The 12,051-nt window shown below is 66.7% G+C and carries 10 protein-coding genes and 1 tRNA gene; 8 read left to right on the top strand and 3 right to left on the bottom strand.

What is annotated here, in order from left to right:
- Positions 1-1,569 (bottom strand): molybdopterin-dependent oxidoreductase, encoded by a 1,569-nt coding sequence (locus J3S28_RS26850; RefSeq protein WP_207844150.1) that lies wholly within the window; start codon positions 1,567-1,569, stop codon positions 1-3.
- A gap of 109 nt (positions 1,570-1,678) precedes the next feature.
- Between J3S28_RS26850 and J3S28_RS26855 the strand changes: the two genes are divergently transcribed.
- The 8 genes from J3S28_RS26855 to J3S28_RS26890 all read left to right on the top strand — a co-directional run bounded on the left by J3S28_RS26855 (position 1,679) and on the right by J3S28_RS26890 (position 10,109).
- Entirely contained in the window at positions 1,679-2,971 is a 1,293-nt protein-coding gene (locus tag J3S28_RS26855) for a DUF7937 domain-containing protein (protein ID WP_207844152.1), read from the top strand.
- Positions 2,968-4,629, top strand: coding sequence for a hypothetical protein (locus J3S28_RS26860; protein WP_207844154.1), 1,662 nt, complete (start codon positions 2,968-2,970; stop codon positions 4,627-4,629). The genes J3S28_RS26855 and J3S28_RS26860 overlap by 4 nt, the downstream gene beginning before the upstream one ends.
- Before the next feature lie 116 nt (positions 4,630-4,745).
- Positions 4,746-5,948 (top strand): metallophosphoesterase family protein, encoded by a 1,203-nt coding sequence (locus tag J3S28_RS26865; RefSeq protein WP_307797454.1) that lies wholly within the window; start codon positions 4,746-4,748, stop codon positions 5,946-5,948.
- On the top strand, positions 5,945-8,554 hold the full coding sequence (locus J3S28_RS26870; RefSeq protein WP_207844156.1) for an ATP-binding protein: 2,610 nt from the start codon (positions 5,945-5,947) through the stop codon (positions 8,552-8,554). The genes J3S28_RS26865 and J3S28_RS26870 overlap by 4 nt, the downstream gene beginning before the upstream one ends.
- Before the next feature lie 66 nt (positions 8,555-8,620).
- Positions 8,621-8,693: transfer RNA gene (locus J3S28_RS26875), tRNA-Arg, on the top strand.
- Positions 8,694-8,786: 93 nt separating this feature from the next.
- Entirely contained in the window at positions 8,787-9,152 is a 366-nt protein-coding gene (locus J3S28_RS26880; RefSeq protein ID WP_207844158.1) for a hypothetical protein, read from the top strand.
- Positions 9,153-9,196: 44 nt separating this feature from the next.
- Positions 9,197-9,679: a MarR family winged helix-turn-helix transcriptional regulator gene (locus tag J3S28_RS26885; protein ID WP_207844160.1), complete on the top strand. Its 483-nt coding sequence runs from the start codon at positions 9,197-9,199 to the stop codon at positions 9,677-9,679.
- Positions 9,680-9,728: 49 nt separating this feature from the next.
- A complete protein-coding gene (locus tag J3S28_RS26890) occupies positions 9,729-10,109 on the top strand; it encodes a DUF5313 family protein (protein ID WP_084835164.1) in 381 nt (126 codons plus the stop codon).
- A gap of 90 nt (positions 10,110-10,199) precedes the next feature.
- Here the strand turns inward: J3S28_RS26890 and J3S28_RS26895 are convergent, their stop codons facing one another.
- Positions 10,200-11,069, bottom strand: a complete 870-nt coding sequence (locus J3S28_RS26895; RefSeq protein ID WP_207844162.1) for a DUF305 domain-containing protein — start codon at positions 11,067-11,069, stop codon at positions 10,200-10,202.
- Positions 11,069-11,944, bottom strand: a complete 876-nt coding sequence (locus J3S28_RS26900; protein ID WP_207844164.1) for a thioredoxin-like domain-containing protein — start codon at positions 11,942-11,944, stop codon at positions 11,069-11,071. The genes J3S28_RS26895 and J3S28_RS26900 overlap by 1 nt, the downstream gene beginning before the upstream one ends.
- Positions 11,945-12,051 lie beyond the last annotated feature (107 nt).

The following is a 12,051-nucleotide window of genomic DNA, read 5'->3' on the forward strand; positions in this document are numbered from 1 at the left end:
TCAGCTGCGGACGGTCACGCCGATCGTGTCGAGTCCGCTGGCTCCATCGGGGACCGAGGGGGCCTCGGTCTCGGTCTGTGTGTTTCCCTCGCCGTCGATGGCGCGGACGGTCAACTGGTGGCGGCCGGGCTCGGCGTCCCACTCCCACTTCCACAGGCGCCACGCGTCGACGAGGTCGGGGTCGATCAGTTCGGCGTCCTGCCATCGCCCGTCGTCGACGCGCACCTGCACCGCGCTGATGCCGCGGCCCTGGGCCCAGGCGACCCCACCGACCGTGACCGGTCCCGTCGACACCGAGGAGTTGGGGCGCGGGACGTCGATACGCGAACTCGTTTTGATCGGTCCCTTTTCGGCCCACCCCAGGGTCGTCCAATATGCCTGTGCGCGATCGAATCTGGTGACCTCCAACGAGACGACCCATTTGGTCGCGGACACGTAGCCGTAGAGCCCCGGGACCACCATCCGAACCGGGTAGCCGTGCTCGATCGGCAAAGGTTCACCGTTCATCCCGACCGCGAGCATGGCATCACGGCCGTCGGTGAGTGCAGCCAGCGGAGTGCCGGCCGTCCAGCCGTCGGCACTGGTCGAGAGCACCATGTCCGCCTCGGCGGCGGGCCCTGCCGCGGCGATCAGGTCTCGAAGGAGGTAGCCGGTCCACCTGGCATTGCCGACGAGATCGCCGCCGACCGAGTTCGACACACAGGTGAGCGTCACCACCGCGTCGACTGCGGTGTGCTCGCGACGCAACTGGGCCAGGTCGATGCGGACCTCGCGTTCGACCATGCCGTGGATGCGCAGCGACCAGCGTTCGCTGTCGACCTGCGGCACCGTGAGGGCGGTGTCGATGCGATAGAAGTCGTCGTTCGGAGTGAGGAAGGGGGTGCCGGGCGAGGCGCCCGGCGCCGCAGTGGTCACCGAATTGGTTGCGGTGGGTACGTCGAACGCGGCGCGGTCTGCTCCTACATTGCCGACAGAACGTCGCAGGGCTGCACCACCAAGGCCGGTGATGATCACCCCGCCGCCGACTGCCCCTGCGCCGAGCAGGAACTTTCTCCTGCCGGTCGAGTCGTCCGCGTCGTCCGAACGACCGATGCCGGCTTCGGCTGCTCGCGGAGTCGGGTCGGTGCCGGGTTGGATCCGACGTATGAGTCCTCGCAGGGCAGCCATACCCACGGCGACGCCGAGGAGCGTCGGTAGCGCCCAGGCGAGGTCTGCGGTCGGCCGCGTCGCTGCGGCGACGGAACCCAGGACCCCGACGAGAGCGAACAGGACGAGTCCGACCGGCGGTCTGCGCAGTTCCGCGATCCCTGCGCAGGCCGCCAGCACCGCCATGATCAGCGCGATGAGCACCAGCAACGCGGGTTTGTCCGACGTCCCGAAGGCTTCGATGGCGAACTCGCGCGCACCTTCGGGCGCGCGATCGATCACTGCGCCACCGACCGCGGTGAGAGGAGCTGAACCCCTGTCCACCAGCGGCGCGAGCAGGTAACCCACCCCGACACCCACAGCGGCGCCGAGGATGCCGGCGAGGGCGGCAGCCGCTGCGCCCTGGCGGGGAGTGAAGGACATGCGATCCAGTATCCGCGCGGCGCCGCGTGCGGGTTGTCCGGCCGATCCATGACTTACGATGTGAACTCTCGTGGGGACCGGGGAGGCGAAGCCCGGGGAGGAGAAGTCAGTGCAACTGTTGATACCGGCGGCGGTACCGACGCGGGCCGACCGCACGCGGGACGTCCTCGCCGCTGTGGCACTGCTCGTGTCGCTTGCGCTGGAATGGAACGCCGACGGCGTCGGTGCCCTCCGCGTCGATGTCGCCATCGTCACCGCGCTCTCGGTTCTCTCCCTGGTGCTGCCCGCGGCCAGCCGTCGCGGTGTGTTCGGTCCGCGATGGACTCCGGCGAGATTGCGGCTGACCAAACTTCTCTGCGGTGTGCCTTATCTGGCCCTTGTCACGCTGTACCTCGGCTGGGACGTGGTCAGTCGCTGGGCCGAATGGGACTACGGCAGCACAGGTCTGGGTCCTGCGGTGTGGATCGGCTTCGCCGGTGCCGTGCTGGCGGCCCAACCACGGGATTCCGAACTCTTCGACGTCGTGGATCTGCGCCGGACCCGCGCTCAGGCACGGACGGTCCTCATCGTCACCGGCGGCCTGTTCACTGCATCGGCGCTGTCCGCGGTGGCGACGGCCGTATACCGGTTCATCGAGGGCGTCGATGCGATCGCTGGTGTCAGGGTCGGGGTACTCGATCCACTCGTCGCCGCTCTGGTCGCCCTGTGCTGGCTCGCGATCGTCGGGCAGCTCGTGGCGGCCGCTGCAGCAGGCCGGGGCGGCGGGGCTCTGTGCCTGACCCTCCTCGGCTGGGCGGCGGCGACCTGGGCGTTGGTTGTCTCGATCCCCGGGGCCCCATTCGATTCCGTGGACACGGTCCAACTCGGGTACCTCGGGATCGGGTTCCTCGGTGGTCTCGGGGCCGCGGCGGCGTCTCCGGCGCTCGCCACCCCTCTCGCGATGACACAGCGCGACTATTACCTGCCCCCACTGAGGTTGGTGCTCGTGGTGTCGACGCTGTGGGTGGCGGTGTCGGTGGTCCGGCTGACGTTGTACTCGGCGACCGTCTCCACATTGGCGGCACTGGTGTTCTTCACGGCGGCCGTCGCAGGTGCGACCTACGTCCGCGAGCGCCTTTCCGGGAGTGTCGCTTCGCAGCGCGGCGCATTGCTCGCCGTGGCCGCGATGCTTTTCGCGATCGGCCTCGCGGTGCTCGTGACCATGGGTGTTCGTGTCAACTGGAACTATCCGGCGCCCATGGCGCTGTGGCTGTCCGGTGTGATCGTCCCTGCGCTGGTCGTCTGGCGTGAACTGCTCGCCCCCGGACTGCGCTCGCGCCCGGAATCCGGATCCCCACCAGACGGATTCGTCGGCTGGACAGCACCGGGCCCCGGCATGCAGACCGGCGGGACCGGCCGATGAACCACGTACCTCCGAATGCCCCGGCATACCCGGCCGGTGGGCTCCCACCGCAGTGGCAGTCGCCGTTCGGGCCGCCGCCGCGACGGCGCGGCCGCGCCGCCGCGAAGGTTGTCATCGTCCTCGTCGTGATCGCGCTCCTGTCGACGGCCGGATTCGTCGCAAATCGGTTGTTGGTCCAGGCAGTGGGAGGAGCGACGTCGGCGACAGCATCGGTACAACAGTTCTTCGATGCGCTCGAGGACAAGGACTGGACGGCGCTGGGTGTGCTGCTGCCGCCCGACGAGACATACCAGGTAGCCGGGTTGCTGCGCGACACAGCGGATCTACAGGGATCGATCGGCGGCTCTGCGGACTCGATGGCCGACCAATTGGACGGCGTGAGCATCGATGTGTCGGACCTGTCCCTGTCGAGCGAGGAGATCGCCCAAGACCTGTCGAAGGTGACGATAGAGCGGGCGACCATCGTGATCGAGATCGACGAGAAGACAACCGAATCGCTGACCGATCTGATCCCGGACGCAGGGATCGAGGGCCTCGGGTCCATCGGGGTCACCGTGTCGATCAACGGGCCCGAGGTGTCGTACGAGTACCGGGGCGGATCCGACAGCGATTCCGGCAGCGAGTCCGTGGTCATCGGTGGTGACGCCCAGCCTCCGTTTCTGATGTCGGTGCGCCGTGATGGTGGCTGGTTCGTCAGTCCCATGTTCACCGCCGCGCAGTACCTGGCGGAGGGGTCCGGCTGGGAGACCGCGGATTCGGGTGAATCGGACGTCACCTTCGACTCGCCGGACGAAGCTGCGGCCGGATTCGTCGATGGCTTGGCCGAGACGATCGCGACCGCCGACATCGGGCCCGTGGCCGACGCCATGGGCGGTGTGGAGGCGCGGCTGTTGCGTACCTACGCCGCCGGTATCAACGCCGAACTCGAGTCGGACCCTGACCTGGGGCTCGATGCCGATGTACAGATCGCGGTGCGGGACACCGACTTCGACGTCACGCCGGGGGAGAACGGACAGGCCCGGATCAGGATTTCGCACATCGGGCTCGAGTTGGGGTCGGACGGACGGCGCGCGACCATCGACTTCGACGGCGACTGCGTCCGGCTCGTCGCCGATGACGAACCGGACGAGGGCGGATGTATCTCGGACGGCGGGGAGTTCGCGAGCAGGCTCTACCGGTCGCTCGGACACCTCGTCGCGATCCCGCAGGACGGCGGCTGGAAGGTCAGTCCCGTCGCCACCTACTTCGACTGGATGGGAATCGCCGTGCGTGAACTGGCCGGGGTCGACGCCGATCTGCTCGCAGCAGTCGCGGCGCTGGACTTCTCGCGGTTGGCTGCGCGGGAGCCGGTGGGACGTATCGGGGTGTCTGACGAGATCACGGTGGAGATAGCGCCCGTGTCGAGCGCGATCTACGCGGGGGTGAGCGTGATCGAGGCGGAGCCCTCGGCGGATCTGATCGACTACTCCTGTACCAGCGCCAACAGCCCGTACTTCTGCGAGATCATCGTCGTCGATGCCGAGGGCCGCAGGATCGAGCAGGAGTCGAACTACGATGGCGGGGCCGGTTACCAGAGCGGATATGCGGTGACGGGGCCGACGCGCCTGCTGGTCGCCGGGGTGGCAGGTACGGTCGTCGTCGAGAGTATGCCGGGCTAGCCGCGCCCACCTGAGGTGTCGATACTCGCAGGTGACCCACCGGCCGACGTCCAACGCTCTGTCGGGGACCCCTCGTAGGATCGTCGCTGTCACCGGCGATCGGAGAGGAGGTCACTGTGAGTGCAGCGCTGCCGTTGTTCTTGCCCGAACAGCACGTGACCTTCATCCACACCGCCGATTGGCAATTGGGGATGACCCGGCACTTTCTGCGTGGCGACGCGCAGGCCCGCTACACCGCCGCGCGGCAGGAGGCCATCGGACGGATCGGCAGACTCGCCGACGCCCACCACGCGGAGTTCATCCTCGTGTGCGGCGACGTGTTCGAGGATCGGCAGGTCTCCTCGCGGGTGATCCGCCGCAGCCTTGATCATCTGCGGCAGGTGTCGTGCCCGGTGTATCTCCTTCCGGGCAACCACGATCCGATGGACGCTGCAAGTATCTACAACTCGAGGGTGTTCGTCGACAACAAGCCCGATCATGTACACGTGCTGGATACGGCCGGTGCGGTGCAGGTGCGTCCGGGCGTGTCCTTGATCGCGGCCCCGTGGACCACCAAGGTTCCTCTGTCGGATCTGGTGACCCAGCAACTCGATTGTCTGGTGCCCGGCGATGACATCCGTATCCTGGCCGGCCATGGCCGAGTCGATGTCTTTGCCCCGCAGTCCGCAGATCCGTCACTGATCGACGTGGATGAGCTCGAGCGTGCGGTTGCCGCCGGACTGATCGACTATGTGGCACTGGGTGATCGGCATTCGACGACGGAGATCGGTGACTCCGGGCGGATCTGGTATTCCGGTGCCCACGAGGTCACCAACTACGACCATCGCGAGGCGAAGCCGGGCCAGGTGCTCGTCGTCGAGTTGACCCGCGGCGAGTCCGACTCCGACAGCGCTCCCGCCCAGTCGGTGACGGTGACCCCACACCAGGTGGGCGAGTGGACGTTTCGCACGGTCGAGCACGATGTGAACGGCGGTCACGACATCGCAGAACTCCGCCGCAGGCTCGAAGCCTTCGGCAACAAATCGCAGACTGTCGTCCAGCTCGCGCTCCGTGGTTCGGTGAGTATCACCGAACGGTCCGAACTGGACACGATGATCGAGGAGTTCACCGATCGTTTCGCCTCACTCACCTGGTGGGAACTGCGTCATGATCTGGTCATCAGGCCCGACGACAACGACTTCGCGCACCTGCAGCTGACTGGTTTCATCGGCGATGCCGCCGCCGAATTGTCCACCAGCGCAGCCGGTGACGGTGACGATGCCATCGCAGCGCAGGAGGCGCTCGCTCTGCTCTTCCGGTTGGCGGGTGGGAGCGCGTGAAGCTGCACCGGTTGCGACTGAGTCACTTCCGCGGTGTCGCTGAACGGGAGGTGCACTTCGCCGAGAACGGGGTCACCGTCGTCGAAGGCGCCAACGAGGCCGGGAAATCGTCGATGATCGAGGCTCTCGATCTCCTACTCGAGGTGCGGTCGGACAGCAAGAGCGCGAAGGTGCGGGCGGTGTCGCCCGCGGGGGTGGACGCCGGGACGGTCGTCGAAGCCGACATCACCTGTGGCCCTTACCGGTTCACCTACACCAAGCAGTACAACAAGGCTGCTCGCACAGAATTGGTCATCCACGAGCCTGCGCCGCAGCAGTTCTCAGGGCGTACCGCCCACGACAAGGTGGGGTCGATTCTCGCCGACGAGGTGGATGCGACCCTGTTCAAGGCTCTGCGGCTGATGCAGGCCGGGGATCCGACGGTAGGCGATCTCGCCGCCAGCTCGGCGCTGTCCCGCGCCCTGGATGCAGCGGCGGGAACGACCAAGTCCGGCGTGGGCGATGGCGAGGGCGATGCGATGTTGCTCGAGTTGGTGAGGGCCGAATACGAAAGGTACTTCACTACGGGGCAGGGTCGCCCAGCACGCGAATTGGCCTCGGCAGCAATTCGTCTGGAAGAAGCGCTGGAACTGAGCAACGAACTGGCGGCCGCGATGGACCAACTCGGTGGCGACCACGCCCGGCTGGAGACGTTGACAGGGAACCGTCGTGAACTGGCGAACTCGCTCGAATTGGCGAAGGTGGAACTGTCGGCACTGAGCGAGCGATCCGCCGAATCGAGCGACCTGCAACGACAGCACACCGCAGCGACATCGACTGCCGCTCTGCTCAGAGGCCAGTTGCGCCTGCACGACCGCGATGTCGCGCAGCGCGCCGCTTCCCGTAAGCGGATCGCGGACTGTGACAAGGCCGTGGACGTCACCGGACGCGCCATCGCGACGCTCGAACGCAAGGATGCGGAGGTTGCCGCTGTCCTTGCAGACGTCGAGCGAGAGCTCGATGAGTTGCGTCGGGCCGATAGCGAAGCCACGTCCCTGGTGCGCAGCGCGCGCGCCGCGGCCCGCTCGGCGAACCTCCTCGCGCGCCGTGACGAACTGACCGCGCTGCTGGCGCGCGTGGCAGACATACGCACCGCGCTCTCGGACGAACAGCGCACAGTTGCGGGTCTCGTGCACGACCGTGATGACCTCGAGGCCGTCGAGCAGCTGCTGCAGTCGGTGACCATCACGCGCGCGCAAGTGGAGTCGGCTGCCGCCACGGTGAGCGTGCGAAGGCTGGGCGACGCGCCGGTGACGGTCAACGGAGCCGAGTCCGACGAGTCCGAATGGCCGATCACCGGCGACACAGTCGTCGAGGTGGCCGGCGTGGTTCGCCTCGTGTTGTCCGCGGGCGCTGAGTCGGCATCCCTGATCGAGCGATTTTCCCGTGCGGAACGGGAACTCGCTGATGCGTTGACGGAAGCGGGGGTCGACGACGTGGCCGAGTTGCGCGGGCTGGTTCGGGCTCGTGAGCGAGCCGAAGCGGAGGTCGACAACCTGCGTGGCCGTCTCACCGCGATCATCGCGGGCGGTGATGAAGGTGCGTTGCGTGCCGAGCTGTCGGAGCTCGAGAGTCGTCTCGAGTCCACCGCAGCGGCAGATCCCGATGTTCCGGACGTCGAGGAGGCCGAACGACGCGCAGGCACCGCCGCGGCGCGGTTGGCCGCAGCCGTCCAGCGAACAGCTGAACTGCGCAGTGAGCACCGAAGTGTCGACAGCGAATTGCGGATTCTGCGGGTACGACGCGACGAACTGATCGCCGAGCGCGTGGAACTCGCGCGGCAGGACGACGAGATCGGCGGTCTGGACGCTGCGGACCATCCCGACGACGACCCGGACCGGCTGCGCGAGCGGTTGCTGGCGGAGTTGTCCCAGGCAGACTCCGAGGTGCGTCGCCTCGTCGCGAGGATCGACGATGCCGACCTCGAATCCCTGGAGTTGCAACACGCGAACATGCTGTCGGTGGTGGAACGAGGCGAACCGCGACTGGCTGAACTCGGCAATCAGATCGCCGAGCTGCGCACGCGGATCGAGATCCGCCGGGACGACGGCAAACTCGACCAGGTGCATCAGGCAGAGACCGAGTTGGCCGCCGCCCGTGGTGATTTCGATCGCATCAATACCCGAGCGCAAGCTGCCAGGTTGTTGTTGCAGACTCTCGAGAGACATCGAGATGCCACTCGGCGGACATATGTTCAGCCGTTCACCGATCAGATCTTGCGGCTCGGGAAGGTCGTGTTCGGTCCGACCCTGCAGGTCGGGGTCGACGAAGAGTTGCGGGTCACCACGCGCACGGTCGGTGGGGTGACCGTGGACCACGACGCGCTGTCGGGGGGCGCCAAGGAGCAGCTGGGGATCATCAGCAGGCTGGCGTGCGCGATGCTGGTCGATCCGGACGACGGGGTGCCGGTGATCATCGACGACGCGTTGGGATACACCGATCCGGAGCGGCTGGCGAGCATGGGCGCGGTGCTCAGCCACGCCGGTCGCCACACTCAGGTGATCGTGCTGACCTGCACGCCTGCGCGCTACAGCAGTGTCGGGGGAGCGCATCTCATTGCAGTCTGAGGTGGCGCGCCGCAGGCGTTTTGGGTTGCGGTTCGCAGATGCGCTAGGCTGACTCTCGCCCAACGAGCCCCCGTAGCTCAGGGGATAGAGCGTCCGCCTCCGGAGCGGAAGGCCGCAGGTTCGAATCCTGCCGGGGGCACATTTTTTCTCGTACGTCTCCGTAGGCGTCTGCTAGGTTTTCTTACCTCGCGGGTAATCGACCGCCGACGTTCTCGCCGCCATCGTTGAAGGCATGGACACCACCTCGGCCTCGAAGACTTCCCTGCCACCGAGTACCCCGCGCTGGCTGCGTCCGGTATTGATCATGGATCGGGCCGGATCATCCTGGTACATCGGGATGGGATTCACCTTCGCGCCGCTGCTCATCATTCTCGACCCGTGGCCGCCCTTGGTGGTCGCTGCGTGGATCGCCATCGGACTGTTCGGCCTCTGGCTGGGGATCCTCGGCATCTTCATGGCGACCGGGCTGGCGATCATCCTGCGCGCGGGTGAGCAGGTGCCGGAGTCGTACTGGCGCTCGGTCATCGACTTCCCGCCCACCGAGGGGGCGCAGCGGCGCATAGACGAGCCTTGCGGACCGTCGGCCCCGGAGATATAGTTAGTGCACTAACTATTAGTGTCGTAACTAAGGGGTCGAAGCCGATGGAACAAAACGTGGTTCTCGACGGTGACCCGTTGGCGCTGGAACGGCAGGTCTGCTTCGCCCTCGCAGTGGCCAACCGCACCGTGCTCGGTGTGTACCGGCCCTTGCTCGAGCCGCTGGGGCTCACCCACCCGCAATACCTCGTGATGCTGGCGCTGTGGGAGCGAGCGCCGATGTCCGTGCGAGAGATCGCCGGAGCTCTCCAACTCGATTCTCCGACGCTCTCGCCGTTGCTCAAGCGACTGGAGGCTGCGGGCCTGATCACCCGCACCCGCACCGCGGCCGACGAACGGCAGCTGGCGATCGAACTCACCGAGCGGGGAAGGGCGCTACGCACACAGGCGGAGAAGATCCCGCCGGCCGTGGTTCGCACGCTGGGGGTCGAGCTGGCGGCTCTCGAGGAACTGCGCCGAGTGTTGACCGAGGTCAATGTGGCGGCCTCCGCGGCCATCGCATCCGGCTCCATCTCACTCGAGCCGTGACCACTTCACCGGACGCACGGAGCGCGTCTGTACGACAGGAGACGATGTCATGACCGAACGCACCAGGCCGACACCATGGCAGTGGCTCGGCTACACAGCAGGACGGAAACTGCCTGACTCGATGCAGGATTGGGTGCGCCGCGATCTGACCGGTCCCTGGCGAGTACCACGACACCTGGTGCGCGGGATGATCCCGTTCACCCCGGTGTTCGCGGCGTTCCTGCTCTTCCCGGGTCCGATCTATCTGCGGTTGGCAATGATCCTGCTCGGGTTGATCCTCGCGGTGTTCTACTGCGCGGCGTACATGCCGATGAACCGGGCGCACAGGCTCGAACTGCACGGTCTGCCCGTCGACCTGGAGAGTCCAGAACGGGCGCGCCGACATGCGACCGATCGCACCACCTACGAGCGGCTGCACGGTCGCGACTGATCCCGGCCCAGCCGTCGACCGGGCCGATACGGCCGTCGAGTGGGCCGATACGGCCGCCGACCGTGCCGATCAGGCCGCCGACCGTGCGGTTCAGTTCATCGGAAGCGGCTGCGCTCCACGTGTTTCGAGCATCTTCGTCATCGTGTCCGACTCGGATTCCTGGACATTGACCATCTGCTGAGCGAGCCTGCGCACGTAGTCCTCGCTGATGTGGTCGGGCTCGGTCGCGAACTCCATCATCTCGAGCCCGCCCTGGTGGTGGCGCAGCATGAGTTGCAGGAAGTACTTGTCCAACTCGGCGCCTTGCAGGGTCCGGAGCTTGTTCATGTCGTCGGTGCTCGCCATCCCCGGCATGGGCACTCCCGAATCGGGCATGTCCATGGTCATGCCGGCACTGGGTTCCGTACCTGAACCGCCGTGCGCGTGGCCTCCGTTGTGACCTTCCATCCAGGCCATCGGCTCACCGGGATTGTCCAGGGGATAGTCCCAGCGCGACAACCAGGACTGCATCTGGCCGACCTGGTTGGTCTGCGAGGTTAGGATGTCGTAGGCGAGGCTGCGCACCTGGGGATCGCTCCCGCCGTACAGCTCGATGGTTGCCATCTCGACCGCCTGCTGGTGGTGGCGGATCATGTCCTGCGAAAAGCCCACCGCGGCTGAGTCCGCGGCAGGTCGATTGTCGTCGCCACCATCGAACGTGGTGCGCAGCAACAAACCGACAACCGCGCCCACCAGCAGCAGCGCGACCGCACCCAATACGAGCAACGCGGACAGCTGCTTTCGGTTGTGGTCGGGCACCGGTTCAGCCGGGGCGGACGCAGTCGCCGGTTCTGCCTCGTCCTTTGTCGACTCCGTTTCGGTCTCGGGTGTGGAGTTCGCGCCCGACCCACCTACGGCGTCGGGCGTGGAGTCCGAGTCCGGCGGGTTGTGCGATTCTTCGTCGGGTGTGCCCACAGGCATCAGCCGGCCGGAGCAGGCTCGGGGATCCCCATGCCGTTCTCGTCGGTTGCCTGGGTCGATCCCGCACCGGTCATCGGTACCGCATCGGCCGGCACCGGGCCGACGTCGGCCGGCGGGGGATTGCTCGGGTCGAAGGCGCCTGGGATTGCCGCGCATTCGGCGCCGACCTCGGGGTACGCCGCTTCCTCGGGGTTGTCCGGGTACACGCCGGTGTTCGAGTTGCGCCGCAGGGCTTCGATGAACTGGTCGACGCGCTCATCACCTGCCGAATCGAGCTTGAGCTGGTGTCCCCACGACTGCAACGAGATCGGCTTGTCGAGTCCCGGGTACGGCGAGAGCAGTAGGTACTGCTCACCCTCGACCTTGCTCTTGAGCGTGTCGAGATCACCCGCAGCGATGGTGTCCGGGTTGTAGGTGATCCACACCGCCCCGTGTTCGAGGGCGTGCACCGCGTTCTCCGTGCGCAACGCGTTCGGGTAGACGATGCCCGTGCAGGTGGCCCACACCGCGTCGTGCGGACCGCCGAACGGCGGCGACTTGTCGTACGCGACGCGCTGTGTCGGCTCCACGTGCTGCCCGGCGGGGTAGAAGATCTTCTCGACCCCGTCGATCTTGTCCGACGGATCGGGATTGGACGACGACGGCGTGTACTTCGCGACCTCCCGCTGATCCATGTACTTCGGCACCAGATAGACGGCCAGGCCGGCCACGATCAGCAGCACCACGGCGACCGCGCCGATGGTCGCCCACGGAATGGCCTTGCCACCCCCGCCGGCTTTCACGACCGGGATCTGGCCGGGCTTCTTCTTGGCCGGTTTGCCGGAATTCCTGGGCTTCTTGGGAACGTTGCCGCCCTGCTTCTTGGCGTCAGCCATGGATCTCTTTCGGTGCAGTTCTATGGGGTGCGCACATGACGCTGCCGAGGAGGTCCTCCGGCGATCACACAGTGTACTTGGGCCGAAATGTGAACAAACTCGGTCCG

Origin of the sequence: Williamsia soli (assembly GCF_017377795.1) — a bacterium.
Taxonomy (GTDB): Bacteria; Actinomycetota; Actinomycetes; order Mycobacteriales; family Mycobacteriaceae; genus Williamsia; species Williamsia soli.

Bases quoted from the DNA above. Each gene is read 5' to 3' on its own strand.
- J3S28_RS26880 (WP_207844158.1), top strand. From the start codon at position 8,787: ATGGACACCACCTCGGCCTCGAAGACTTCCCTGCCACCGAGTACCCCG.
- J3S28_RS26850 (WP_207844150.1), bottom strand. From the start codon at position 1,569: ATGTCCTTCACTCCCCGCCAGGGCGCAGCGGCTGCCGCCCTCGCCGGC.
- J3S28_RS26890 (WP_084835164.1), top strand. From the start codon at position 9,729: ATGACCGAACGCACCAGGCCGACACCATGGCAGTGGCTCGGCTACACA.
- J3S28_RS26860 (WP_207844154.1), top strand. From the start codon at position 2,968: ATGAACCACGTACCTCCGAATGCCCCGGCATACCCGGCCGGTGGGCTC.
- J3S28_RS26895 (WP_207844162.1), bottom strand. From the start codon at position 11,069: ATGCCTGTGGGCACACCCGACGAAGAATCGCACAACCCGCCGGACTCG.
- J3S28_RS26900 (WP_207844164.1), bottom strand. From the start codon at position 11,944: ATGGCTGACGCCAAGAAGCAGGGCGGCAACGTTCCCAAGAAGCCCAGG.
- J3S28_RS26885 (WP_207844160.1), top strand. From the start codon at position 9,197: ATGGAACAAAACGTGGTTCTCGACGGTGACCCGTTGGCGCTGGAACGG.